Source organism: Shewanella sp. 1311, from assembly GCF_059338235.1.
This window is the reverse complement of sequence record NZ_CM181686.1, coordinates 2812814-2838532: the sequence shown is the minus strand read 5'-3', so window position 1 is coordinate 2838532 and position 25719 is coordinate 2812814. Positions and strand designations below refer to the sequence as shown.

The window sequence follows — 25719 nt, the reverse complement described above, 5'->3', positions numbered from 1 at the left end:
TTTGTCTGACAAACGCCTATCGAAGTCGCTAGCACTGTCACCCCTGCACCAAGCCGCGCTGGCGTTTCCACAGCTGACGGCCATCAAGTTGGCGGGGCAAGACATTCGTTACTCTGAGCTTTGCCAGCGCGTTATCGCTCTAGGTCAGCAGCTAAGAGCAGCAGGTCTTACAGAGGGTGAGCCACTTGCCTGTGTTGCAGTGAATAATCTCCAGATGATTTGCCTCTATTGGGCCTGCATCGATATCGGAGCGATTTTTTTCCCAATATCACCTCGTTTTCCTCTCGCACAGATCCAAGGTTTAATCGATGGACATCAGATCCGCTATGTGTGGCGGGCTGAGATTTCTGATCTGCAGAATTGCAGCCAACTAGCCTTAGATTTTAATCGCCTCAGTAAAGAGTCAGCTCAGCCTGTCGATATTACCCGCCCTGCCAATGTGATTTTAACGTCGGGTTCTAGCGGTTTTCCAAAAGCGGCGATCCATTGCTTAGCAAACCATATTGCCAATGCCGAAGGCGCTCGCAGCTTAATCGCGCTCAAACAAGATGATGCTTGGCTGCTCTCCTTGCCCTTATTTCATATCGGCGGTCTAGCGATATTAAACCGCTGTGCCCTAGTCGGTGCCACTGTTGTTATGCCAGACCAAGCGCTAAGTCTTAGTCAGCAAATTGACCAAGATAAGCTGACCCATCTCTCTTTGGTGCCAGCACAACTGAGCAAGTTATTAGCCGATACAAGCAGCAAACTTAAAAGCATCAAAGCATTATTACTGGGAGGCGGCGCAGTCTCATTAGACTTACTCGCGCAGCTTAAGCAACGCAATATCGCCAGCTACACGAGTTACGGCATGACAGAAATGGGCTCGCAGATCACCACAGGCCGCGCGTTAAGCGACGGCAGCAGTGGCAAATTACTCCCCAAGCGTGAGCTTAAAATCGAAGACAGTGTGATTTGGGTGCGCGGCGAATGCCTGTTTATCGGCTACCTCACCCCAGAGGGAATACAAGCTGGCGTGGATCAAGAAGGCTGGTTTTATACTAAAGACAGGGGCGAATGGGACGAAAATGGCAATCTACACATCCTTGGTCGCGTCGATAACATGTTCATTTGTGGCGGCGAAAATATCCAACCAGAAGAAATCGAAGCCGCGCTTAAACAGCACCCACAAATAGATGATGCTATCGTTTTCGCCATCCCCGATGCACAATTTGGCAATCTCCCCGCCGCTATCCTTCGCGGCAGTTTAACTCATCACACAGAGTCGATTGCCAATGAACTCGAATTGTTCCTCGCCGAAAAAATCGCCCGCTTCAAACGCCCAAGACAATATTATGTATGGCCAGAAAATCATGAGCAGACAGGGCTGAAAGTAAATAGAAAAGCCTTGATAGCTAATCTTGTTAAACACTGACAACGTCATCAAGCCAAATTTCACCCATAAAAAAACCTGCCGTAGCAGGTTTTTTTATGGCTAAATCACAGTCACCTTACACGTGATGTGACTTAGGCTTCCATGCAAGCTTTCAGCTTGTTCATGGCATTTTTCTCAAGTTGGCGAATACGTTCAGCCGACACTTGATAAGTCTCTGCAAGTTCTTGCAGTGTGGTTTTATCGTCATCTAACCAACGGGCGCGCAGAATATGCTGGCTGCGTTCGTCTAAGGTTTTGATGGCCGATAATAAACGACCTTGGGCATTCGATTCCCAGTTGTCGTTTTCAATGTTTTCCGCTAAATCCGATGAATGATCTTCCAAATAATGGACTGGGGCAAAATCATGCTCCTCGTCTTGATCATTGGTTAAATCAAATGCCGGATCTTGCGCAGCCATACGTGATTCCATTTCGGTCACATCGGCCTTAGATACACCTAAATTTTCAGCCACCATAGTGACTTCTGCATCGCTGAACCAACCTAAGCGTTTTTTCGCTTTACGGATGTTAAAGAACAACTTACGTTGCGCTTTAGTGGTCGCGACTTTAACAATGCGCCAGTTTTTCAGCACATATTCATGAATTTCAGCTTTAATCCAGTGCACAGCAAAAGAGACGAGACGCACGCCAACATCCGGATCGAAGCGTTTAACCGCTTTCATCAAGCCTATGTTGCCTTCTTGGATCAGGTCTGCCTGTGGCAAACCATAGCCTGAATAGCCCTTTGCAACGTGCACTACAAAACGTAAGTGCGACATAATCAGTTGCTTCGCAGCTTGTAGATCACCAGTTTCCTGTAAACGCTTGGCCAACTCATACTCAGCCTCAGCGTCCAGCATGCTGATGCTAGTCACTGAATGGATATAAGCTTCTAGACTACTGGCGCCCTGTGGGACTGTCAGTGCCATTGATTGCGTTTGAAAGGTCATTCGCTCTCCTACATTTATCAGACTGCTTACGAGTGCATTCTAAGGTTCAATAACAAAATACCCTAAGAATAAGCTCACGAACTATCGGCTAATTGACAGAGTATGTCAACCTCAGCTCGTTTGCGGATACCCTTTTTACCTCGCTGAAGTAGACATTGCAAGTGAACAAAAGTTCATTCCTCAGCATTTTTTTCATCACTTTTTTTAGTTTAATCGACTGATTATTATGAAGGTTCAATCGAGCGTAAATGCTGGCGTACAGACAAATACGAACCTAACCAACCTAAAAATGATGCCAGTCCAACCAACTGCAACAGTTCAGTAAAAGTGAGTGATTTCATCTCTAGCTGACTGCCATACAAGCCCAGTAGCTCGGCAAGGGCCGAATCGAGATACCAGACTAATAAGTTAATGATCAGCCAGGCCAATATGCCTCCAATCACTCCATACCAAATCCCAGTGTAGAGGAATGGACGTTGGATAAAGGCTTCAGTTGCCCCGACGAGCTTCATCACTTCAATTTCGCTGCGTCTATTCATAATTGCTAAGCGAATGGTATTACCTATGACTAGCACAACAGCCAGCACGAGTAATGCGGCAATCGCCATCACAGTACGTTCGAGTAGGCGCACTACTGCCTGTAACCGCTCTAGCCATTCGATGTCTAAGCGGCCAAAGCTAATCTCAGGCTCGCGTTCTAGCTTAGTTAAGAGTTCACGGGCTCCCACTGGCGTTGAATAACGTTGCGTAGGCGTGACAGTAATAACCGAAGGTAACGGGTTTTTATCTAAATAGGCCAAAGCTTCACCAAAACCAGATAAGCGTTGAAACTCTTCTAGGGCTTGGTTTTTATCAATATATTGCACTTTATCCACTTCGGAATAAGTGCGAATCCGCGTCAGCAGGCTCTGAATCGTTTGCTCGCTGCGATTGTCTTCGATAAACAAAGAGATCTCCGCAGCACTGTTCCAAGAGCTGGTAATGGTCTCAGCGTTTTTCACTAACACTTGCAAAGCCGCAGGCAAGCTCAGGCTCACTCCCAATACCGCCATCGTCATCACGGAAGACACTGGATTGCGCCAGAGTTCTCCCATACTCGCCATCGCTTGCTGTGCGTGACGAATAAAGAACATCACAATCCGCCCAGACAGAGGTAACTTACTGCGGGTTAATTTAGCGCTGTCGCTCATTGCCCTTCACCTCTATTGGTCGATACGCGCGTATGCACACTAGGATGTAATTCCTGTGCGCCCAACATACGACCCTGTTTGAGGGTGAAAGTGCGATATTTCATCCGCGCGATTAAGCCTAAATCATGGGTCGCGATTAACACGCTGGTTCCTGCATCGTTGAAGGTTTCAAACAGACGCAAAATATCCATCGATAATTTAGGATCTAAGTTACCCGTTGGTTCATCGGCGAGCAGTAAGGGCGGCTTGTTCACAATCGCACGGGCAATGCCGACGCGTTGCTGTTCACCGCCGGACAACATAATCGGGTTATGACGTTCTTTGCCATATAAACCCACCATGTCGAGGGCGCCGGCCACTCGCTTACGGATTTCACCGTGGGAGAAACCTTCAATCACCAAAGGCAAGGCCACATTGTCGAACACGCTTCGGTCCATCAATAGGTGATGGTTTTGGAAAATCATGCCGATATTGCGTCGCAAATAAGGCACATGCTTAGGGCTGACTTTGGCGATGTCGTGGCCATTGATGGCGACACGACCGGTCGTCGCCCGCTCGATAACCGTGATTAATTTCAACAGCGTACTTTTACCCGCACCCGAGTGGCCGGTTAAAAATGCCATTTCACCTTGTTGTAGATGAAAATTCACATCTTCCAGCGCCATTTGGCCGCCAGGATAAATCTTACTGACCTGCTGAAAATCAATCATAAATTAGCTATCCGCTTTTTCTTGAGTGAACAAGGCATCGATAAATTCTTTCGAATTGAAGGTACGCAAATCATCAATTTGCTCACCCACGCCTATGTAACGGATCGGAATATTAAACTTGTCGGCAATCGCAAACACCACGCCGCCCTTAGCCGTTCCGTCTAACTTGCTGATGGTAATACCCGTTACACCTACGGCTTCTTGGAATAATTGCGCTTGGCTAATCGCATTTTGCCCCGTGCTCGCATCTAGTGTCAGCATGACCTCATGCGGCGTATCTGGGTCGAGCTTTTTCATCACTCGCACCACTTTCTTCAATTCTTCCATCAAGTGCGCTTTGTTTTGCAGACGACCCGCAGTGTCGGCAATCAACACATCCACTTTACGGGCTTTAGCCGCTTGCAAAGCATCGAACAGTACAGAGGCACTATCGGCACCCGTATGTTGGGCAATCACAGTAATATCATTACGTTGACCCCAAACCTGTAACTGTTCTACCGCAGCTGCACGGAAGGTATCGCCCGCGGCTAACATAACTGACTTACCTTGGCTCTGATATTGTTTGGCTAATTTGCCAATAGTGGTGGTTTTACCCACGCCATTAACGCCGACCATTAAGATCACAAATGGGCCATTTGCATTGTCTGGCACTAACGGAATAGCGACAGGATCGAGCGTCTTCTGCATCTCTTCCCGTAACAAGTCATATAAAGCTTCAGCATCTTTCAATTGCTTACGCGATGCTTGCTCGGTCAAATTCTTGATCAAACGCGTGGTTGTTTCGACGCCAACGTCGGCGATTAGTAACTGTTCTTCGAGTTCTTCAAACAGATCATCATCGATTTTCTTGCCGCGGAATAGGCCGATAAAACCACTGCCAATATTCTCGCTGGTACGCATCAAGCCGCGTTTCAAACGAGCAAATAGCCCTTCTTTAACGGGTCTCGCCTGCGGCTCTGGCTGTAATTCAGTCACGGGCCCAGCGGTTTGCGTAGCTTCGGCCTGCTGTTGCGCTAACGCTTCAGCTTGCTCACGTGCTAATGCTTCAGCAGCGAGTTGCTCCGCAGCTAACACTTCAGCGGCTTGTTCGGCGGCAACACGAGCACGTTCAGCTTCCTCGGCTGCAGCTTGTTCAGCCGCGAGTCGTTCAGATTCTAACTGAGCAGCCGCCAGTCGTGCCGCTTCAGCTTGTTGCTCGGCTAAACGTTGAGCTTCGATTTGTGCTTGCTCATGTGCAATACGCTCGGCTTGCACTTTCGCAAGTTGTTCCGCTTCTAACTGAGCAGCCGCCAGACGCGCCGCTTCGGCTTGTTGCTCGGCTAAACGCTGGGCTTCGATTACTGCTTGTTCTTGGACAATACGCTCGGCTTGCGCCTGCTCGGCAGCTAACTGTTCTGCTGCCAGCTTTTCTGCGGCCGCTTGAGCCTCTGCCTCAGCAGCTAAACGTTGCGCCTCTGCGCGTTCCTGTTCTAAACGCTCTGCTGCTTCAGTGTCTTGTGTTGGAGTAACAACTGGAGTTTCAGCGACGACCTCATCTTGTGACTTATCTTTACGAAACCAGGAGAAAAAACCTTTCTTTGCCATGTGTGATTCCAGCGCTCTACTTCAGTGTTGAATTTTGAATAAGACCCTGATGTTATACCAGATTGCCTCGGCAATTACGCCCAAAAAGTCGGCAATTAGCTAAGCTCACTCAGCCTTCTCACCTTTTAGTGAGACTTTGATATAAAATAGTGGCCTTTATTAAGGTGGCATAGTCTACCACTTTCTTTCTTCAGGCAAAATCACGGGGGCACTTTGGTTAAGAATCGAACGGTCAAAAATAATGTGACCAAAAGTCCAACAGCCAAAAATAAACCCGGTAGCGGTCAAGTGCGGATCATCGCGGGCCAATGGCGTTCGCGTCGTTTACCTATTCAAGATCTCGAAGGTTTACGCCCGACAACAGACAGAGTGCGCGAAACCCTGTTTAACTGGCTTGCCAATGACTTAGTTAATGCGCGAGTGCTCGACTGTTTCGGCGGCAGCGGCGCTTTAGCTCTCGAAGCCCTATCTCGCTATGCCAGTTTCGCCAAGATTATCGAGTTGCAACGCGGCGCAGCCATGCAATTAAAAGAAAATCTGCAAACCCTAAAATGCGACAAGGCCGAAGTGCTCAACGCCGATACTTTAGTGGTGTTGCAAAGGGGCTGCGAGCAAGGTTTCGATGTGGTGTTTATCGATCCGCCCTTTCGCAAAGGATTGGCAGAAAAGACCATTCAACTGCTCGATACTCAAGCTTGGCTCAATGATGGCGCGCTGATTTATGTCGAGATCGAATCTGAATTAACCCAACTGGCCATTCCACCTTGCTGGCACGCCTTGAAAGAAAAGAATGCGGGGCAAGTGAGTTACCGCTTATATCAATATCAAGCCGAAAACACTGCCGAGCCTATCGAAGATGAAAGCCATGCCCTTGCTGATTAACCTAGGTAAAGCCATTACCCTCAGCGCTTGGTTGATGATGGCCTACAACTTGGTTATGCCATTTGAAGGTAATGTGGCAATTATTTTGAATATCCTGTTTGGCATAACCTGCATGATGCACTGCTTCCAAGTGGCCATTTTCCACATGCTATTTAAGACCTTACTGCCATTAACAAAGCTTGATTATCTGCAAGTATTTATCTTCGGTATTTTTAGCCTGTTAGCTTATCGACAAAAAGTGATGACTCCAGCGAGTTAACCTAACATTTAGACACCATCAGGTACTCAGACACGGACAGCAAAAAGCCCTCAACAGAGGGCTTTTTAATGACTAACGATAACGTAAGTTAATCGTTAAACCTTATCCTTTAGGGTAAGGGTGAGCGACGCCTTTGTGACAGTCGATACAGGTTTTTCTGTCTTCAGGGGCTTTCTTGAAGTTATTGCTGTGCATTCTCACTGCCATTTTGCTCATATTTTCTGATTGGTTTTCATAAATACGGTTGTGACAGTTTTGACAGGTTGAAGAATCGATTGCACGAAGGTAATCACGCGCTAACTCAGCTTGTTCTTTACGGTTTTCATCTAACCATGCTTGCGTGTTAAAGCCATCGATAGTTAAGAAACCAATAACGTCCTTAGAAACGATGATCTTTTTCTTCAGGTATTGGAATGGTTCCTGTGCGATGTGACATTGCTGACACTGAACCACGATACCCACACGGTTGTTACCGTGGGCAGACGCCATCACTTCATCTTTCAATGAATGTTGGCTGTGGCAGCTCATACAGAATGCGTCTTGGCTGGTTGCATGTAAGGTTGTTTGGGTTGCGAAATAGCCCACAACACCGATAACAATACCGACGACCAGTAGCGCCAGGATTGAATATTTTGCGCTAGGTTTAAATAGTGCACGCCAGTTCATCACTCTATCTCCAAAAATTGTCAAAATTAGTTTTTATAAGACTAGTTTATGTTCTTTCATTTATTAGAAATTTGATTTTAAGCCGAAATTTGCCGATTAAATTAACCATAAAAGCGCAAAATGAGACTTAGCTCTAACTATTAGGACGACATTTGGTAAAAACCGCTAGCTGAGCTGCAATGCACTTTAACTAAAGCTAATGCAATCACCCCATAATCGCAAGTTAGCGATTATCGCGATGAGATTTCCCCTTTGAGAATCAATAACTATTGAAATCATTTCTAGAAAATAGAAATGTGATCCGGTCGAGGTTTTGTTTAATTATTAGAAGTGGCCAGGAAATAAATCATTAGAAATTAAAAAATTGAACGCGATATGAAACTTTATCGGGCTAACTAAGGTCTCTAAGGGTAGCAATCAATTTCCCGAGTTATCATGGCTAAATTTTGGATCACCATAGCAGTGTTATTTTCGCTAATCGCCCAATCGGCGATGGTGAGTGCTATGCCAACTTCAGCCAGCACCAATGGCCACAGCAGTCAAACCATGCTGATGATGGATGCAGAAATGAACTGCACCATGCCAGATTGTTCTGCATCCGATTGCTTGCAACACTGCCAAGATAGTATGACAAGTCATTGTCAAACCCATTGCCTATCATCAATTTACCTTGAACCTGCAGTGTTAGAACTGGCCTTCGCCAACCCAGCAGGCAAGCGTATTGCCATCCAAGGCTGGGCGATGCAAACTGCCGATCTTGGACTCACTACGCCGCCTCCCACCTCCAATTCACTGTAACGTCTTTCGTTTTTTACAACGTAAAACCGACTAAACACCTCTGATTGCGCCGCTGCATATCCGCACCGCAACGAGGTACAGAGAATTTTTGGAGTTTATTATGAAAACCACTTTATTGAACAAAAGCTTACTAGGCCTAACTTTCGTTATCGGCGCCTTATTAAGTAGCACCACAGTTACAGCCGCCAGCTTAAAAAGCACAGATGCGCTCAGTGTTATCAGTATCAATGGTGTGGCAGCGACACCCTTTAAACCTATCCAACTCTCCGCAGGGAAAGTACTGCTCGAGCTAAAATATCAGGATATATTTGATTATCGCGCCGATGATAGTGGTAACTGGGTTAAATCAGCGCCGCTTTACTTAGTGCTGGATGTGAAGGCGAGTGATAGCTACCAAATCACCCAGCCCAAAATAATGACTGAAACTGAAGCGCGCCAATTTATTAAATATCCAACGATTCAACTCAGTATTAATGGTGACAAAGCGGGCGAATATCCACTGCAAAGCCACAGCCAGCTGATGGCGAAAATGTTAGTCAGCAATCCCGCTTTCTAATTTAGAAAAGCAAAATATTTAATTTGAGGCATGTGCTGAAATGTGAGTTAAATCATTACAGCATAATGCCTCTATGCTAGACTCGAGCCGTTCATCATTTGGAATACTTATGCATCACACACTCGGTCGTTACTTTTTAGTCATGTTCACTTTACTCGCACTCGTCGGGCAAAGTGTTGTGTCTAATGGTAACGCCATGGTGCCGCACACTATGGATATGAGTGCGATGAATCATGAAGCTTCCCCCCAAATGCACCATGCTGCCATGACGCAGATGAACACAGAGGACCCTTCTGACTCACATTCAATGGCCAACGCGGATTGCTGCAACGATAAAATGCTTCCCGGCGCGAAACAGCATTGCTGTGATGGCACCACATCATGTTCAAATGATTGTGGTCATTGTTTGACGATTTCAGTCGCTGGCACTCTATTCAGCCCACACCTCTGGCCAAGTGTGAGCATGAGCGATACTGCAATGGCCACTCCTATGCCTCATTTCCACTCGATCTCTTTGTCTTCGGCCTTTAAACCTCCGATAGCCTAGGCCTACTTTGCGCTTAATGGGCAAATCGCCCTTAAAGAAGCCAAGCTAAAACGACAATCCAGTTAGCCATAAGCTAACGCCAAAATTAGCCGTTTATTGTGGTGCCTTATCGTTAAATCGTGCACCCGAGTCTAGCAAAACGTTGATAACTGAGCCGAATGCCAAGTTGTGGCATCAATCCGTCTATCGAAGCGAACCGCTTTGAACCACTGTGCTCACAGACGTTTATGCGCTCATATTCGGCCGTTAATCCGATGGAGTGAATAATATGAAAACACTAACTAATCTCGCCTTAATCGCATTCTTGCTGACCAGCACTAGCGTGTTTGCCACGGCTGCGCCGCACGAGCATCAACACGACAATGCAAATCCACAGCAACAAGCACAAACCTATGTTTGCCCTATGCACCCCGAAGTGACTGGCAATAAAGGCGATACTTGCCCTAAATGTGGTATGAATTTAGAGCCAAAAGCGACGGAAGTAAAAACGGCTGAAGGTACGATGCACAACGCGCACGAACACCACTAAGCTAGGCTGGAGATGAGGCATATGAACCAATTTAATACAGTAAAAAAGCAGGCCCCTAAGGCCGTACTGATCTTGAGTAGCTTGCTCATCAGTACGCCTTGGTTGAGCCATGCCCAGTTGGCGAACACACAAGAGCCCACGGCGACCGAAGCGGCAGTAAATTCTGCAACTGCGCCTAAGAATAATCCGTTAAATCAAGTGAAAACCTACACCTGCCCTATGCATCCCGAAGTGATCAGCCATGAGCCGGGTCGCTGCCCTAAGTGCAATATGTTTTTAGTTGAGAAACTCGATGCCGCGAATCCTGCGGCCGAGTATACACAGCATCAAGCCGCAGATCACCAAGCCTCTGAGCATGGGCAAACCTCTGCCGCCAAAGCTGCGAGTCAGGTATTTGATACCCCAACACCTAAGGCCGACAGTTTAGTTAAAGCCCAAAATCATGTGACAACAATCAAGTATGTTTGCCCTATGCATGCCCACATTATCAGTGACGTACCCGGCACTTGCCCTATCTGCGGTATGAACTTAGAAAAGGTCGAAACGGGCGGTAATACCCAAGAAATCAACATCAATGTATCCGGCAGCATGCAGCAAGCATTGGCGTTAAAGGTGGCCAAGGTTGAACGCGACACACTGTGGAAATTTGTCGAAACCGTCGGTCAAATCGACTATGACGAAAGCCAAATCACCCATATCCATGCCCGCGTTACTGGCTGGATTGAAAAACTGATGATCAAATCCGTGGGTGATACCGTCAAGAAAGACCAACTGATCTACGAGATCTATTCCCCCGATTTAATCAACGCCCAAGATGACTACCTGCTCGCGATGGACACTGCTAAAGCAAACGGCCAAGGCCGCTACAAAGATTTGGTGCGCAATGCGGGCTTACGCTTATCCTTCCTTGGTTTTAACGACAGGCAAATCAAGCAATTAGCCGAGTCACATCAAACCCAATATCGGGTACCTTTCTACGCCAAAGAAGACGGCATAGTGAAGGCTCTCGACATTCGCGATGGCATGTATATTCAGCCGTCGACCGAAGTCATGTCTGTGGTGGATCTCTCCAAAGTCTGGGTGATTGCCGACGTCTTTGAGAACGAGCAAAGCTGGATTGCCAAAGGTCAGAAGGCCGAAATTGCCGTTCCCGCCATGAATATCAGCGGCATCGAAGGCACGATCGATTACATCTACCCTGAGCTTGATCCTGTCACTCGCAGCCTGCGAGTACGAGTAGTGCTCAACAATACCGAGGTAGATTTAAGACCTAAAACCCTCGCCAAAGTCTCACTATTCGGTGGCCCGAATAAAGATGTGCTAGTGATCCCGCAGGAAGCTTTAATTCAAACGGGCAAAGAAAACCGCGTGATCGTCAAGCAAACCGACGACAGCTTTACCGCCAAGGCCGTAACCGTCGGCATGATGAGCCAAGGTAAGGCCGAGATTATTTCAGGCCTGAATGAAGGTGAACGTGTGGTGATTTCGGGGCAATTCTTACTCGACTCCGAGGCTAGCCTCAAGGGCAGTTTAATGCGTTTAAGCAGCGGTCATCAGCACTAGGAGCGCGTTATGTTGAAATATATTATCGAGGCGTCCATCAGGCAGCGATTTATGGTGTTGATTATCGCCATCATGATCACTGTTTGGGGCGTACAGGAGCTGCGAAAAACGCCGCTCGATGCGCTGCCGGATTTATCCGATGTGCAAGTGATCATTAAAACCCCTTATCCGGGTCAAGCGCCAAAATTGGTTGAAGAACAAGTGACTTATCCCTTGTCGACCGCCATGTTAGCCGTACCTGGAGCCAAAACCGTGCGTGGTTATTCCATGTTCGGCGACTCTTACGTGTATGTGATTTTTGAAGATGGCACCGACATTTACTGGGCTCGCTCACGGGTGCTTGAATACCTGAGTCAGATCAGCAGCCGTTTACCACAGAATGTGCAACCTTCCCTCGGCCCAGATGCGTCTGGTGTCGGTTGGGTGTATGAATATGCGCTGGTCGATCGCTCCGGCAATTTAGATTTATCGCAACTCAAGAGTCTGCAGGATTGGTATCTCAAGCTAGAGCTGCAAAGCGTGGCAGGCGTGTCTGAAGTCGCCACCGTCGGCGGCATGGAGCAAACCTATCAGATAGTACTTGAACCCGACAAAATGGCGATCTATAAGCTCGATATCGCCACCATTAAACAAGCCATAGACAAAGCCAACAGCGAAGCTGGCGGCTCAGTGATCGAGATGGCCGAAGCCGAGTACATGGTGCGCGCCAAAGGCTATCGCCAGACGCTAGAGGATTTTCGTGAAATCCCCCTTGGTATCACCAGTCCTTCTGGCACAGGTTTAACCCTCAAAGATATTGCCACTGTGCGTAAAGGCCCAGCCTCACGCCGCGGCATAGCAGAACTCGACGGTGAAGGTGAAGTCGTTGGCGGTATTGTGGTGATGCGTTACGGCGAAAACGCCTTAGCGACAATTGATGCAGTGAAAGCAAAACTCGAAGAACTCAAAGCTGGCCTGCCCGATGGGGTTGAGATTATCCCAACCTATGACAGATCCCACTTGATTCTAAAGTCCGTCGACAACTTGTTTAGCAAGGTCGTCGAAGAAATGTTGGTGGTAGGCTTAGTCTGCTTGCTGTTTTTACTGCATGCGCGCTCCACACTCGTGGCCGTTATCACCCTGCCGCTATCCATCCTAATCGCCTTTATCGTGATGAATAAAATGGGTGTTAACGCCAATATCATGAGCCTTGGCGGCATCGCCATTGCCATCGGCGCCGTGGTGGACGGCGCGATTGTGATGATCGAAAACTTGCACAAACATTTAGAGCATTTTAAAGCGGATCATGATCGCGAACCCGATACGAAAGAGCATTGGCGCATCGTCACCGAAGCGTCGATTGAAGTCGGCCCTGCGTTATTTTTCTCATTAATTATTATCACCTTAAGCTTTGTACCTGTGTTTGCGCTCGAGGCGCAGGAAGGTCGATTATTCGCGCCACTGGCCTACACTAAAACCTTCGCCATGGCAGCGGCGGCATTTTTATCTATTACCTTAGTGCCGATTTTGATGGGTTACTTTATTCGCGGTAAAATCCCCAGCGAACGTAGCAATCCCATCAGCCGTTTCTTGATCGCGATTTACCAACCTTCACTAAAACTGGTGCTGAAATTCCCTAAAGTCACCCTGATGTTAGCGTTAATCGCGCTGGCGAGCGCTTGGTATCCTATGACCCGCATGGGCAGCGAGTTTATGCCCGCACTCGAAGAAGGCGATTTGCTCTACATGCCAACGGCGTTGCCCGGCATCAGTGCCAGCAAGGCCGCCGAAGTGTTACAGCAAACCGACCGTTTAATCAAAACCGTGCCCGAAGTGGCCCGCGTGTTTGGCAAAGTAGGCCGCGCCGAAACCGCGACCGATCCCGCGCCGCTGACCATGCTTGAAACCACTATCATGCTTAAACCCCATGACGAATGGCGTGAAGGCATGACCTTAGATGGCATTATTGCCCAACTACAGCAAACCGTAAAAGTACCTGGACTCACCAATGCTTGGGTGCAACCCATCAAAACCCGTATCGACATGCTCTCGACGGGGATCAAAACCCCTGTCGGCATTAAGATCACCGGGGCCGATGTCAACGAACTGCAAAGCATTGGCACTAAGATTGAAGCTATCTTAAGCAAAGTGCCACACACCAAATCGGCCTATGCCGAACGCAGTGGCGGCGGCCGTTATATCGATATCAGTCCGAAACTGGATGTGGCCGCACGTTACGGTATGACGCTGCAGGATATTCAAGATGTGGTGCGTTACGCCATTGGCGGTATGGATATTGGTGAGTCGGTACAAGGCGCCGAACGTTATCCAATCAACCTGCGTTATCCCCGTGAACTGCGCGACAACATCGAGAAACTGCGCGAGCTGCCCGTGATCACTAAGTCGGGGCATTATCTGCCGCTACGTAACTTGGCCGACATCGAAATTAACGATGGCGCGCCTATGTTAAAGAGTGAGAATGGCCGCTTAATCTCTTGGGTGTTTATCGATATCGAGGGCACATCTATCGGTGAGTATATCGCCACCGCGAAAACGGCCTTAGATGCCGAACTCGTTGTTCCGCCCCGCTACAGCTATAGCTTTGCAGGCCAGTACGAATATATGCAAAGGGTCGATGCCAAGCTTAAACAAGTGATCCCTATGGCGTTAGCCGTGATCTTCATCCTGCTGATGATGACCTTCGGATCCACCATTCAGGCCAGCATTATTATGCTCAGCCTCCCCTTCGCACTGGTCGGCAGCACTTGGCTGTTGTATCTGCTGGATTACAACATCTCAGTGGCCGTTGCTGTCGGTATGATTGCTTTAGCGGGTGTCGCCGCCGAGTTTGGGGTGGTGATGTTGGTGTATCTCAATAACGCCATCAAGCACAGGCAAGAAAAAGATAATTACCACAGCGTCAATGACTTGAAAGAAGCCTTGATTGAAGGCGCCGTCATGCGGATCCGCCCCAAAGCGATGACAGTGGCAACCATCTTCTTCGGCCTACTGCCCATAATGTGGGGTGCGGGTTCGGGTAACGATGTGATGCAGAAAATCGCCGCGCCTATGGTCGGCGGCATGGTCACAGCGCCCATACTGTCGCTATTTGTCCTGCCCGCACTCTATCTACTGATTTACTCACGTAAATTAAAGAAAGATGCTGCGCACGTAAGTTAACGGCAAGAGAGCACCCATAAAAATCCCCTCAAGCTATTAAGGTTTGAGGGGATTTTTCATTCAATCAGATTAAAAATCTAATTTAGCAGCAGTGCCACACACCACTCTGAGTAAAATAAGCCTCTTAGTTTATAACGCTTATGTGTACCATTAACTTAGCGCACCACAGGATTGACCCGACTTACTGCAGCAGAAAGGATTCCATCACATGACCAAGCCATTTTGTTTGACCATCCGCCGGATATGGCCGCAAGCACTTTCCCTTAAAAGCCTATCGCGTACGTTACTTGCGGCGTTCGGTTTATGCGCTGCGCTAATCATTTCAGCAGCACCTGCCTTTGCCGCGCCCGCAACCGGTGAGTTCGTTGCCGATAAACGCTGTGAGCTATTTCAATCGAAAAATAAGCAGACGAATCCAGATCAATGGCAGAGCAATATTGGTGAGCGCTATCCGGTACTCGAAATCCTCGGCAACAGCGCCAAACCTGATTGGCTGCGAGTGCGCACCAACGCAGTGAAGTCTCCCATGCGGTGGATCAGTGGCGCTTGTGGTCAGTATCTTTCCAATGTTGCAGGCAGTAATGTATCGACACCTGCAACGGCGGTAGAACCCGCGCAAACCACTACGGCATCGGATATCAAAGCCAAAAGCCGAGACGGCCTTAAAGAGCATGGCACACCAGAGAAACGCCAAGGAGATCAATGCCGAATCGGCGGTGAATTTGACGCCAACGTGCTGGCATTAAGCTGGCAAAGCACCTTCTGCGAACTCTATGGCCGCCGTAAAGCCGAATGCCGCGCCCTCAGCCAAACGCCAGAATCGAGCCAGTGGCAACACTTCAGCCTGCACGGACTGTGGCCGAATAAACAACAATGCGGCACACGTTATGGCTATTGCAGCACAGTCAAACTGCAACCGAATGATTTCTGTACTTATCCTGAGCTTGAACTGAATTCATCGGTGCGCAAAAATTTAGAAGAAGTCATGCCAAGCGCCCAATATGGCACCTGTTTAGAACGCCACGAATGGTGGAAACACGGCACTTGCCGTAGCCAAGACCCTAACGAGTACTTTTTATTGGCAACCCAGCTGACCCAAGCGGTCAATGCCTCGGCATGGGTACAAAAATTTATTCATGACAACATAGGTAAGAGTGTCAGTAAAAGTGAGTTAAACCAAAGTTTTGATAGCAGCTTCGGTCAAGGTGCTCACACTAAAATCAGCCTAGAATGTGGCAAGGGATTACTGAGTGAAATCCGCATTAACTTGCCCGAGGTCATTAAAGCCTCAGACTCCTTGCCTAGCCTACTCGCCAAAGCTAACAAGGCAGGCAGAGGCTCCTGCCCTGAGACAATCATGATTGATAATGCTAATTAAACAAATGGTTAGACGAATAAAAATGGCGACTAAGTGTCGCCGTTTTTAATCTTAAATGTGACTCGTCCTAAATATGGCCTTAAATCTGATTAAGCTTGATCACCGCAAAGGTGGCGCCTTGGGCGTCGGCTATTACAGAGAATCTGCCCACATCGGGAATATCACTGGGTGGAATACACACTTGCGCGCCTAACGCTTGGGCTTTTTCTGCAAATGCATCGCAATCGGCTACTGCAAAATAAAGCAGCCAATGGGGAGAGATATCACCCCATTCGGGCATGATGGTCATCATGCCGCCGATGGATTGACCATCAACTTGCCACTCAGAATATTCGATGTCCGGCATGTCGCTGGGCGAGTTAGTCCAAGGGAATATTTTGCAGTAAAAGGCTTCTTCAGCGCGCGGCTCTCTGCAAGCCAGCTCAACCCAGCAAAGGGTATTGAGTTCACCCTGACGGCGAGCACCGATATGATTCTTCGCTTGCCACAGCGCAAAACGTGCGCCTTGTGGATCGCTCACCTGCGCCATCACGCCCGCGTCAGCAACAATGTGCGGCCCCATGTGCACTTGGCCACCCACATCTTGAATCGCTGCAATGCTGGCATCCATATCATCAACGGCAAAGTAGACTCGCCAATGGCTAGGGATCTGCGACTCTGACTCGGGGATTTGGTACATGGCACCTAAATCATCCCCCGCTAAATTGAATAGCGAAAAATGACCTTCTGGGATCGGCATGTCAACTGAGTCCCAACCAAATAACGCTTGGTAGAATGCCTTAGCAGCTTGCCAATCGTGGCTTGCGAGTTCAACCCAACATGCATGTCCTTGTGCGTACTGAGTAATTTTCATCATTTGCTCCTTCGTTTTTACAATCATTCGAGTTAAGTCTGAGTTCGTACTTCTGTCCAGTGTCGAGATAAAAAAGATCTGCAGGATTAAAACTCAATCGCTAAATACAAAAAAGCCCTCTCGCAGAGGGCTTAAATCATCGAAACAAATTAGGAATATTGCGGCAGTAAATTTGCCATCGCGAGCAGATGACAAGCACCCGTGACTATGCCAAATAACACCACAAGAATAATCAGCGGCGTACCGCCTATCACTCTAAAACCTGTGCTCTCGGGGAATAACTGCCGTGATTTATAGGCCATCAGCGCCGGGACGATTACCGCCCACACTGTCGCCGCTAATGCCGCAAAGCCAATCGCCACTAAGAAGCCGTCGGGGAACAGTAATCCTAAAATCGTCGGCGGCACAAAGGTCACTAACGCGGTTTTCATCCGGCCCGAGCGCGAATCGTCAAAACCAAACAAGTCGGCGAGATAATCAAACAGACCTAAGGTCACCCCTAAGAAAGATGAAGCCACGGCCAAGTTAGCAAACAGGGTCAACATACTGTTCAACCAGCTACTCGCCATCACCTCGGACAAAGCGCCCACCAAGACCCCCATATTGCCGCCTTGGGCAATAATGTCGATAAACTGGCTGCGGGGAATATTGCCCATAGTCGCCACTAACCAACAGGCATAAATCACCAGCGCGATAAAGGTGCCGACGAAAATAGCCTTGATAATGGTGGTGGAATCTTTGCCGTAATACTTCACTAAGCTGGGAACGTTACCATGGTAGCCAAAGCTGGCAAGACCAAAGGGTAGCGCCGCCCACAGATAAGGTGAAAAGCTATTATTACCATCGGGCTCGAGCAACTTAGTCACGTCGATTTCGATCAGTAAATTGCCGATTGCAAGGAAGAAGGTAATGATCATACCGCCGAGCATAATCGTGGTAATGCGATCCACGGCCTTAGTGCTGATCAATACGATACTAGCCAACACTATGGCAAACACCAGCCCAGCAACACTTTGCGGTAACTCAATTCCCATGCCCTGCAAGCTGTGATTCACAATCGAGCCACCACCGCTGATATAGGCATAAGTCAAAATATACAGCACGAAAGCGATAGAAACGCCGTTCACTATCCGCCAAAACTGCCCTAGGGTTTGCTTGCTTAAAGTATCGAAGCTAGCACCCGGTTCGAAATGCAAATTGGTTTCGAGCAGCAATAAGCCCGACATCAACATGCAAAACCAAATGCCCAATAACATTAAAATCGAATAGCCAAACCACATACCTGCACCGACCACGGGCAGAGAAAACATCCCAGCACCTACGGTCGTGCCAGCAATAATCATGGCGCCGCCGAGCAAGGACTTACCTGCGGGCTTATGCTTAGCCGCATTCATATGATTTGCCATTAAACTGTGTGCTCCGCGGTGACACTCGCCACTATCGTTTGTTTCACTGACGGACGTAATAAGCTATTGGCTTGATCTCGTATGCGATTGATATTGGACTTATCTTGGTTATCCGCTAGATATCCCAATTCTTTGAGCTTAACGCTCAAGGTGCCGTAAAGTTTCTTATCGTAGAACTCTGGCGCGGTAATGCCATGCAAAGCGCCTAAACGCTGGGCGAGTAGATGACTCTCAGACTCAAGTTCTGAGCGCTCCATCTTAGGTCTGTTCGCTAACAGATTGAAGATAATGGCATAGCGTTGCAGAGTCTCGCTTACTGAACTGGCTAACAATAATAGTTGGCTAGTGTGTTCAGGCACGACAGTTAAGGTATCAGTCTCAACCACTAACCCTTGCTCAATGAAGAAATCCAGCACTTGATTGACATAGGCAGGTACATCCTTAATGCCCATGAAGAGTTCGGCTTTCAGCAGTGGATAAAAATCGGCAACGATTGACACCACTTGCTGACGCGGGATTTGCTCATTATGCGTTAAACAACTCGCAATTAAGGACGGCACGATAAATAAGTGAATGATATTATTACGATAGTAAGTCATAGACACTGCCTGACTCGCCTCGATAGACACGATTTCACCTAAAGGATCGGCACACACAACAAACTTGTTCAGCTCTAAACCTTGCTGCACTAAATGCTTACCATCACCTTCGGCAACCGAAGTATAAGTAGTGTAAGGCACTTTTTTGAGTAGGGTCAGATACAGATCAAGCTGACGTTCCAACAGACTGCGCTCTAAGGCATTTTGATCTGTCGCCAGCAACACTAAACTCGTCAAGGTCACCGAACTCGCCGCCGCCGCATCGTTAATATTCGTCATCACTCGATTCGCCAGCACGTTTACCGCTGGCGTTAACCAGCTTGGTTTTTGCTCAGGATCATCGGCCAACTCAGTACGCCAGTTTGGCGCGCGCTCATTTAAGAAGTTTTGCAGGGTTATAGGCTCGCCAAAGTTCACATAACCTTGACCGAAATTACCCAGTTTGCGGATCGCGCCAAACACTTGCCACACAGATTCTTTTTTCTTTTTCTTACCACTTAACTCTTTATGGTACGTCGCCACTTCCATCACATGGTCATAGCCTAAATACACAGGCACTAGCGTGACTGGACGCTCGATACCGCGCAGCACACTGTTCATAGTCATAGCAATCATGCCGGTTTTTGGCGCCAATAGACGACCCGTACGTGAGCGGCCGCCTTCGGAGAAATATTCCACCGAATAACCTTTAGCAAACAGTTGATCTAAATACTCACGGAATACTGCGGTATACAGCTTGTTGCCATTAAAACTACGGCGGATAAAGAAGGCACCACCGCGACGGAACATAGGTCCAGCGGGCCAGAAGTTGAGGTTAATACCTGCGGCAATGTGCGGCGGAACCATACCTTGATAGTACAAAATATACGATAACAGCAGGTAATCCATGTGGCTGCGATGACAAGGTACATAGACAATCTCGTGGCCATCATGGTGCAACTGGCGAACTTGCTCGGCGCCTTTAATGTTGATCCCGCTGTAAAGCTTGTTCCACAACCAAGTTAAAAAACGCTCGGCAATACGCACTAAACTATCTGAGTAATCTGCAGCGATTTCATCAAGGTACTCAATAGCCGTCTCGCGCGCTTGGGTCTCAGAAATCTTTTTGTTGGCCGCTTCTTCTTGAATCGCTTTACGCAACGACTCAGATTTGAGCAGCGAATGAAACAATGCTTGGCGATTTGGCAGCACAGGCCCTGTCATCACCTTACGTTGACGGCGGAAATGCACCCGCGCGACCCGCGCTAATTTATGGGCAATCCCCATGTCAGTGCCGTGTTCGTCGGCCATGTATCGCAGAGATACCGCATTTGAAAACTGTACGAAGTTATGTCGACCTAAGAATAGAATCATCAAGCATTTGCGCAGCCAAGTCGGGTTTTCCCGCTCAAACACAGCCGCCTTCATAGTGTCGTCTTCTTTCCCTGGCGTGCGGCCCCAATACAGGCTCACGGGCACCAGTTGAATGTCTAATTCAGGGCGCTCCTTATGCACGGCCAACAAACGCATAAAGCATTCGAGGAAAGGCTCGTTACCGGCACGCTCACCAAACAGCGGCTTACGCCCTTGAAGGCAGACAACCCGAGGCGCAATCACACCATTTGCCACTAAAGGCTCATAGGGGCTCGGTAGTCCTAACTTAGCCGTTATTTCACTCAGGGCAGCGATGTCACTCAGCGATTCCGTTTTCATCACATAAGCAAGGGGTCTGGAGGCATCCAGATTCAGATCGGCAAAGGGATCCTGAGGCACAACAATAGTGTGCACTAAGTGTTTTTGGATCCAGCGTAATGATTTCAACCAAAGAGAGTCGTGTTTAGGCATTATTCTTATGCAATTAAGTACGTTTACTAGCCCGGTAGAATACCAGACTATGGGTAATATTCGCTAATTCTCTCCAACATAGCTAAAAAGTGGTTAATACTTGCGCTGCAAATAATACTGTATATACTAACAGTAACTGTATAGAAAAACAGGAAACACCATGAGACCTTTGACGCCACGCCAAGCTGAAATTTTAGAGCTAATTAAACGAAATATTGCCGATACTGGCATGCCACCCACTCGGGCAGAAATCGCGACCCGTTTAGGTTTTAAGAGCGCCAATGCGGCTGAAGAGCATCTTAAAGCGTTGGCGAAAAAGGGCTGCATTGAGATCATGCCAGGCACATCGCGGGGCATTCGTCTGACTGCGGAAGTCGAAGAAGTAACTGAAACAGGTTTACCGCTTATCGGTCAAGTAGCCGCTGGCGAACCTATTCTCGCCCAAGAACATGTTGAACAGTACTACCAAGTCGACCCCAGCATGTTTCATCCCGCCGCCGATTTTTTACTGCGGGTTAAAGGCGACAGCATGAAGAATATCGGCATTCTCGAAGGAGATTTGCTGGCAGTTCATAAAGTACAACAAGCTAGAAATGGTCAAGTGGTTGTCGCTAGAGTCGACGACGATGTCACTGTTAAACGTTTCGAAAAAAAAGGTAATGTGGTCTATCTACACGCCGAAAATGAAGACTATTCCCCGATTAAAGTGGATTTAGGCTATCAAAGTTTAACAATTGAAGGACTCGCCGTCGGTGTGATCCGTAATGGAGATTGGCTATGAACAAACTACTTGGCAATGCACCCCGCCACCCGGGCTTGTGGCTCGATGAAGTACGTGATGCCGACTATGACTGGCACCATGCACCTATCGCCTGCATGCCAACGAAGACTCAAGGTCGCCAAGAATTAATTCATCTGAGCGCGCAACTCGCCCAGTTAAGCCAACAGGGCCGTTGGTTAGTGCTCATCAACCCGCCGAGTATTGGCTACAAACAAATGCTCGCCAACGCTGGCGTGCGTATGGATAGAGTCTTGCTGGTGCACGCGAAAGATGAAGTGGAAACCCTGTGGGCGATGGAAAAAGCCTTAACAAGTGGTACGTCCAGTGCGGTTATTACTTGGACCCAATCATTAGATGCACGCGATAATCGTCGCCTGCAAATTGTCGCTAAAAGTGCCCGCGCCATGGGCATAGTGCTAGAAGACGTAAACAGTCACTTACATGGCGACGTACGCATTGAGCAAGGTAGCCTCTTCGGCCAACAATCTTTTTTTAGCGCTGTGCATTAAATATTCATTTAATTTTTTACCTTGAAAGCCGCCTCGCCTATGAATGTGAGGCTTTTTTTTGGCAATTTTTCAGACAATTAGATAAATAAGTGATCTTGATCAATATTTAAACAGCAAGTATGGTTGGTTTAGTCGGCGATGATATATCGCCGCCCGTGGCAAATAAATCGAGCCGTTATCGCGTTCAAAATGCCACTAAAAATAGAGAACAGATTTATTTCAGTCGTATGTGCCAGCGTGGCTAATACCAGCAGTAATAATACTTAATTAAAAGTAACAGCCGCCAACGCACGTTGAAGTCAAAAAAGCTTTTTTGGGAACTGAAGAGTTTGCATAGAGTTGAGACTTACTGTGTTGCTCTTCTTTGTAGTTGCTATTCGCAATTGGCAGAGGAGAAGTCTTGTGAAGCAATTGTTGTATTGTTTACTCGTGGTGTTATTCGCACCACCGTTGGCCGCCGCGGACATGCGGTTCAACATGACCCCTGGCGTAACCGAGATCAGTGGCAAGGTTTATCACTTGCACATGACCATCTTGTATATCTGCTGCGCCATTGGCCTTGTGGTCTTTGGCGTGATGATTTACGCCATGATCAACCACAGAAAATCCAAAGGCGCTGTCGCGTCCCACTTTCACGAAAGCACTAAAGTTGAAATCGCTTGGACGATTCTGCCATTTATCATTTTGATCTTAATGGCGATTCCTGCGACAAAAACCTTAATTGCGATGGAAGATCCCAGTGACGCCGATCTGACCGTTAAAGTCACGGGTTCCCAATGGAAATGGCATTACAGCTATTTCGATCAAGACATTGATTTTTACAGCATACTCGCAACCCCTAGAGCCCAAATCGACGGTACCGAAACCAAGGGTGAACACTACCTATTGGAAGTCGATAAGCCGCTCGTACTGCCGATAAATCGCAAAATCCGATTTTTGATGACCTCTGAAGATGTCATCCATTCATGGTGGGTACCTGCTTTTGCCGTGAAGAAAGATGCCAACCCAGGATTTATCAATGAGGCTTGGACTCGCATCGACAAACCCGGTATTTACCGTGGTCAATGCGCCGAACTCTGCGGTAAAGACCATGGTTTTATGCCGATCGTAGTGCAAGCCTTACCCGAAGCCGAGTTTGAAGCTTGGGTAACGGAGCAGAAACAAGCCGCAGGCGCGGCGGCAGAAGCCGCTCAAGCCGCTTTATCACAGACCCTTAGCAAAGATGATCTGATGACCCAAGGTGAGCAAGTTTACCTCGGGCACTGCGCAGCCTGCCACCAGCCCAATGGCGAGGGGTTACAAGGCGTATTCCCACACCTCAAAGGCAGTCCGATAGCAACGGGACCGCTCAGCGGCCACCTTGAAATTGTGCTCAACGGTAAAACGGGTACGGCTATGCAAGCCTTTAGTAAGCAATTGACTGCACAAGAAATTGCCGCTGTGATTACCTATGAGCGTAATGCTTGGGGCAATAATACTGGCGATGCTGTACAGGCCAAAGACGTCAACGAGCACATGAACGGTAGTGCAGGCACACAGGCACCTGCTACCGCACCAGCCAATACGACCCCAACTCCCGCACCTACAACTGAGCCCGCAGCAGTTGTCGACTCCACAACCATAGTGGATCCGGCGAGCCTCCCCACTCTCACCCATGAGGCACTGATGGCCGAAGGTGAAACTGTCTACACCACCACTTGTGCGGCCTGCCATCAGTTGACGGGAGCAGGCATACCACCCGCCTTCCCCGCCCTCGCTGGCAGTGCTATCGCCACTGGGCCCGTCGCCAATCATCTCGATATTGTGATGCACGGCAAAACAGGCACGGCTATGCAAGCATTTGGCAAACAACTCAGCCCACAGCAACTCGCAGCAGTCATTACCTATGAGCGCAATGCTTGGGGCAACAATACCGGCGATACAGTGCAACCTGCTGATATCGCAAGCCATGGACAGTAGGGGATTATGATGAGCACAACGACTCAAGATCAAACCGCAGCCCATGATGACCATCATCATGGTGCGCCAAAGGGCATCATGCGCTGGGTGCTAACCACCAACCATAAAGACATTGGTACTTTGTATTTATGGTTCAGCTTCATTATGTTTTTAACCGGTGGCGCTATGGCCATGGTGATCCGCGCTGAACTGTTTCAGCCCGGATTACAATTGGTCGAGCCCAACTTCTTTAACCAAATGACCACAGTCCATGGGCTGATCATGGTATTCGGCGCGGTAATGCCCGCCTTTACTGGGCTAGCAAACTGGCTGATCCCTATGATGATTGGTGCGCCCGATATGGCGCTGCCACGGATGAATAACTGGAGTTTTTGGATCTTACCCTTCGCCTTTACCATCCTACTCAGTTCGCTGTTTATGGAAGGCGGCGGACCTAACTTTGGTTGGACCTTCTACGCGCCACTGTCTACCACTTATAGTCCTGACAGCACGGCACTCTTCGTGTTCTCTATTCATATCATGGGGATAAGTTCGATCATGGGCGCAATCAACGTGATTGTAACCATAGTGAATTTACGTGCGCCCGGCATGACATGGATGAAGTTGCCGCTGTTTGTGTGGACTTGGCTTATCACTGCATTCCTGCTGATCGCTGTGATGCCCGTACTTGCGGGCGCTGTGACTATGGTACTGACCGATAAGTTTTTCGGTACTAGCTTCTTCGAAGCGGCAGGTGGTGGCGATCCTGTGATGTTCCAGCATATTTTCTGGTTCTTCGGCCACCCTGAGGTCTACATCATGATTTTGCCGTCCTTTGGCATTATCTCCGCCATAGTACCCGCCTTCAGCCGCAAACCATTATTTGGCTATGCATCAATGGTTTATGCCACTGCCAGTATTGCAATTCTGTCGTTCCTCGTGTGGGCGCACCACATGTTCACTACAGGCATGCCAGTGTTTGCCGAGCTGTTCTTCATGTATTGCACTATGTTGATTGCGGTGCCAACGGGGGTGAAAGTGTTTAACTGGGTCGCGACTATGTGGCGTGGTTCACTCAGCTTCGAAACCCCTATGTTGTTCGCCGTGGCCTTTATCATACTCTTCACCATTGGCGGGTTTTCGGGGTTAATGCTCGCCATTACGCCAGCCGACTTCCAATACCACGACACCTACTTTGTGGTGGCGCATTTCCATTATGTGCTCGTGACTGGGGCGATTTTCTCCATCATGGCGGCAGCCTATTACTGGCTCCCTAAATGGACGGGGCACATGTACAACGAGCGACTGGGGCAATGGCATTTCTGGTGTTCGGTGATTTCGGTCAACGTACTGTTTTTCCCGATGCATTTCCTTGGGCTCGCAGGTATGCCAAGACGTATCCCCGATTACTCGATTCAATTTGCCGATGTTAATCAAATCGTTTCGATTGGTGGCTTCGCCTTCGGCTTATCGCAATTGATTTTCTTAGTGTTAGTCATCAAGTGCATCCGTGGCGGCGAGAAAGCCCCCGCTAAACCTTGGGAAGGTTCCGAGGGTTTAGAGTGGACATTGCCAAGCCCAGCGCCTTACCACTCCTTCACGACACCACCTGAGGTGAAATGAA

22 protein-coding genes are annotated in these 25719 nt (G+C 48.4%); 14 read left to right on the top strand and 8 right to left on the bottom strand.

Annotated elements, in window-relative coordinates:
* Position 1 precedes the first annotated feature (1 nt).
* Positions 2-1414 carry an o-succinylbenzoate--CoA ligase gene (gene menE / locus AC5YB3_RS12760; protein ID WP_494525444.1) on the top strand — a complete coding sequence of 471 codons (1413 nt, stop codon included), beginning with the start codon at positions 2-4 and terminating at the stop codon, positions 1412-1414.
* Between the two features lie 92 nt (positions 1415-1506).
* Here the strand turns inward: menE and rpoH are convergent, their stop codons facing one another.
* From rpoH to ftsY, 4 genes are all read right to left on the bottom strand, one after another.
* Positions 1507-2364: an RNA polymerase sigma factor RpoH gene (gene rpoH, locus AC5YB3_RS12755; protein WP_006079635.1), complete on the bottom strand. Its 858-nt coding sequence runs from the start codon at positions 2362-2364 to the stop codon at positions 1507-1509.
* Between the two features lie 224 nt (positions 2365-2588).
* Positions 2589-3554 carry a permease-like cell division protein FtsX gene (ftsX, locus tag AC5YB3_RS12750; protein WP_494525443.1) on the bottom strand — a complete coding sequence of 322 codons (966 nt, stop codon included), beginning with the start codon at positions 3552-3554 and terminating at the stop codon, positions 2589-2591.
* Positions 3551-4264: a cell division ATP-binding protein FtsE gene (ftsE, locus tag AC5YB3_RS12745; RefSeq protein WP_494525442.1), complete on the bottom strand. Its 714-nt coding sequence runs from the start codon at positions 4262-4264 to the stop codon at positions 3551-3553. The genes ftsX and ftsE overlap by 4 nt, the downstream gene beginning before the upstream one ends.
* 3 nt (positions 4265-4267) lie before the next feature.
* A complete protein-coding gene (gene ftsY, locus AC5YB3_RS12740; RefSeq protein WP_494525441.1) occupies positions 4268-5848 on the bottom strand; it encodes a signal recognition particle-docking protein FtsY in 1581 nt (526 codons plus the stop codon).
* Between the two features lie 213 nt (positions 5849-6061).
* On the opposite strand from ftsY, the gene rsmD reads away from it, so the two are divergent.
* Both rsmD and AC5YB3_RS12730 read left to right on the top strand, forming a co-directional pair.
* Positions 6062-6730, top strand: coding sequence for a 16S rRNA (guanine(966)-N(2))-methyltransferase RsmD (gene rsmD, locus AC5YB3_RS12735; protein ID WP_006079628.1), 669 nt, complete (start codon positions 6062-6064; stop codon positions 6728-6730).
* Positions 6705-6989, top strand: a complete 285-nt coding sequence (locus tag AC5YB3_RS12730) for a DUF1145 domain-containing protein (protein ID WP_432311031.1) — start codon at positions 6705-6707, stop codon at positions 6987-6989. Before rsmD ends, AC5YB3_RS12730 begins: the two co-directional genes overlap by 26 nt.
* A gap of 102 nt (positions 6990-7091) precedes the next feature.
* Here AC5YB3_RS12730 and AC5YB3_RS12725 read toward each other — a convergent pair whose 3' ends face one another.
* The gene (locus AC5YB3_RS12725; protein WP_006079625.1) at positions 7092-7655 is read right to left on the bottom strand and encodes a NapC/NirT family cytochrome c; all 564 of its coding nucleotides are present in this window, start codon (positions 7653-7655) and stop codon (positions 7092-7094) included.
* 435 nt (positions 7656-8090) lie between these two features.
* On the opposite strand from AC5YB3_RS12725, the gene AC5YB3_RS12720 reads away from it, so the two are divergent.
* From AC5YB3_RS12720 to AC5YB3_RS12690, 7 genes are all read left to right on the top strand, one after another.
* The gene (locus AC5YB3_RS12720) at positions 8091-8453 is read left to right on the top strand and encodes a hypothetical protein (RefSeq protein ID WP_259542809.1); all 363 of its coding nucleotides are present in this window, start codon (positions 8091-8093) and stop codon (positions 8451-8453) included.
* 100 nt (positions 8454-8553) lie between these two features.
* A complete protein-coding gene (locus AC5YB3_RS12715) occupies positions 8554-9009 on the top strand; it encodes a DUF2057 family protein (RefSeq protein ID WP_259542803.1) in 456 nt (151 codons plus the stop codon).
* A 109-nt stretch (positions 9010-9118) separates the two neighbouring features.
* A complete protein-coding gene (locus AC5YB3_RS12710) occupies positions 9119-9556 on the top strand; it encodes a hypothetical protein (protein WP_494525440.1) in 438 nt (145 codons plus the stop codon).
* 268 nt (positions 9557-9824) lie between these two features.
* Positions 9825-10085 carry a heavy metal-binding domain-containing protein gene (locus tag AC5YB3_RS12705; RefSeq protein WP_342898799.1) on the top strand — a complete coding sequence of 87 codons (261 nt, stop codon included), beginning with the start codon at positions 9825-9827 and terminating at the stop codon, positions 10083-10085.
* 21 nt (positions 10086-10106) lie between these two features.
* Positions 10107-11648 carry an efflux RND transporter periplasmic adaptor subunit gene (locus AC5YB3_RS12700; RefSeq protein ID WP_259506800.1) on the top strand — a complete coding sequence of 514 codons (1542 nt, stop codon included), beginning with the start codon at positions 10107-10109 and terminating at the stop codon, positions 11646-11648.
* Positions 11649-11657: 9 nt separating this feature from the next.
* A complete protein-coding gene (locus tag AC5YB3_RS12695; protein WP_494525439.1) occupies positions 11658-14807 on the top strand; it encodes an efflux RND transporter permease subunit in 3150 nt (1049 codons plus the stop codon).
* Positions 14808-15015: 208 nt separating this feature from the next.
* Positions 15016-16185 carry a ribonuclease T2 family protein gene (locus AC5YB3_RS12690; protein ID WP_494525438.1) on the top strand — a complete coding sequence of 390 codons (1170 nt, stop codon included), beginning with the start codon at positions 15016-15018 and terminating at the stop codon, positions 16183-16185.
* Positions 16186-16264: 79 nt separating this feature from the next.
* On the opposite strand, the gene AC5YB3_RS12685 is transcribed toward AC5YB3_RS12690, so the two are convergent.
* From AC5YB3_RS12685 to plsB, 3 genes are all read right to left on the bottom strand, one after another.
* Positions 16265-17038 (bottom strand): VOC family protein, encoded by a 774-nt coding sequence (locus tag AC5YB3_RS12685; protein WP_494527185.1) that lies wholly within the window; start codon positions 17036-17038, stop codon positions 16265-16267.
* Positions 17039-17187: 149 nt separating this feature from the next.
* Positions 17188-18444 (bottom strand): tryptophan permease, encoded by a 1257-nt coding sequence (mtr, locus tag AC5YB3_RS12680; RefSeq protein ID WP_012588833.1) that lies wholly within the window; start codon positions 18442-18444, stop codon positions 17188-17190.
* Complete coding sequence (gene plsB, locus AC5YB3_RS12675; protein WP_006079610.1) at positions 18444-20867, bottom strand: glycerol-3-phosphate 1-O-acyltransferase PlsB; 2424 nt, start codon at positions 20865-20867, stop codon at positions 18444-18446. The genes mtr and plsB overlap by 1 nt, the downstream gene beginning before the upstream one ends.
* 160 nt (positions 20868-21027) lie before the next feature.
* Here plsB and lexA point away from each other — a divergent pair, with 160 nt between their 5' ends.
* From lexA to ctaD, 4 genes are all read left to right on the top strand, one after another.
* Positions 21028-21648 carry a transcriptional repressor LexA gene (gene lexA, locus AC5YB3_RS12670; protein WP_006084613.1) on the top strand — a complete coding sequence of 207 codons (621 nt, stop codon included), beginning with the start codon at positions 21028-21030 and terminating at the stop codon, positions 21646-21648.
* Positions 21645-22157, top strand: coding sequence for a cell division inhibitor SulA (locus AC5YB3_RS12665; protein WP_006079607.1), 513 nt, complete (start codon positions 21645-21647; stop codon positions 22155-22157). Before lexA ends, AC5YB3_RS12665 begins: the two co-directional genes overlap by 4 nt.
* Positions 22158-22559: 402 nt before the next feature.
* On the top strand, positions 22560-24116 hold the full coding sequence (coxB, locus tag AC5YB3_RS12660; RefSeq protein WP_494525437.1) for a cytochrome c oxidase subunit II: 1557 nt from the start codon (positions 22560-22562) through the stop codon (positions 24114-24116).
* A gap of 9 nt (positions 24117-24125) precedes the next feature.
* Complete coding sequence (gene ctaD, locus AC5YB3_RS12655; RefSeq protein WP_006084616.1) at positions 24126-25718, top strand: cytochrome c oxidase subunit I; 1593 nt, start codon at positions 24126-24128, stop codon at positions 25716-25718.
* Position 25719: the final 1 nt, after the last annotated feature.

Coding starts and splice junctions, on each gene's coding strand:
- rpoH (WP_006079635.1), bottom strand. CDS start 2,364: ATGACCTTTCAAACGCAATCAATGGCACTGACAGTCCCACAGGGCGCC.
- ftsX (WP_494525443.1), bottom strand. CDS start 3,554: ATGAGCGACAGCGCTAAATTAACCCGCAGTAAGTTACCTCTGTCTGGG.
- ftsE (WP_494525442.1), bottom strand. CDS start 4,264: ATGATTGATTTTCAGCAGGTCAGTAAGATTTATCCTGGCGGCCAAATG.
- ftsY (WP_494525441.1), bottom strand. CDS start 5,848: ATGGCAAAGAAAGGTTTTTTCTCCTGGTTTCGTAAAGATAAGTCACAA.
- AC5YB3_RS12730 (WP_432311031.1), top strand. CDS start 6,705: ATGAAAGCCATGCCCTTGCTGATTAACCTAGGTAAAGCCATTACCCTC.
- AC5YB3_RS12725 (WP_006079625.1), bottom strand. CDS start 7,655: ATGAACTGGCGTGCACTATTTAAACCTAGCGCAAAATATTCAATCCTG.
- AC5YB3_RS12720 (WP_259542809.1), top strand. CDS start 8,091: ATGGCTAAATTTTGGATCACCATAGCAGTGTTATTTTCGCTAATCGCC.
- AC5YB3_RS12715 (WP_259542803.1), top strand. CDS start 8,554: ATGAAAACCACTTTATTGAACAAAAGCTTACTAGGCCTAACTTTCGTT.
- AC5YB3_RS12710 (WP_494525440.1), top strand. CDS start 9,119: ATGCATCACACACTCGGTCGTTACTTTTTAGTCATGTTCACTTTACTC.
- AC5YB3_RS12705 (WP_342898799.1), top strand. CDS start 9,825: ATGAAAACACTAACTAATCTCGCCTTAATCGCATTCTTGCTGACCAGC.
- AC5YB3_RS12700 (WP_259506800.1), top strand. CDS start 10,107: ATGAACCAATTTAATACAGTAAAAAAGCAGGCCCCTAAGGCCGTACTG.
- AC5YB3_RS12695 (WP_494525439.1), top strand. CDS start 11,658: ATGTTGAAATATATTATCGAGGCGTCCATCAGGCAGCGATTTATGGTG.
- AC5YB3_RS12690 (WP_494525438.1), top strand. CDS start 15,016: ATGACCAAGCCATTTTGTTTGACCATCCGCCGGATATGGCCGCAAGCA.
- AC5YB3_RS12685 (WP_494527185.1), bottom strand. CDS start 17,038: ATGAAAATTACTCAGTACGCACAAGGACATGCATGTTGGGTTGAACTC.
- mtr (WP_012588833.1), bottom strand. CDS start 18,444: ATGGCAAATCATATGAATGCGGCTAAGCATAAGCCCGCAGGTAAGTCC.
- plsB (WP_006079610.1), bottom strand. CDS start 20,867: ATGCCTAAACACGACTCTCTTTGGTTGAAATCATTACGCTGGATCCAA.
- lexA (WP_006084613.1), top strand. CDS start 21,028: ATGAGACCTTTGACGCCACGCCAAGCTGAAATTTTAGAGCTAATTAAA.
- AC5YB3_RS12665 (WP_006079607.1), top strand. CDS start 21,645: ATGAACAAACTACTTGGCAATGCACCCCGCCACCCGGGCTTGTGGCTC.
- ctaD (WP_006084616.1), top strand. CDS start 24,126: ATGAGCACAACGACTCAAGATCAAACCGCAGCCCATGATGACCATCAT.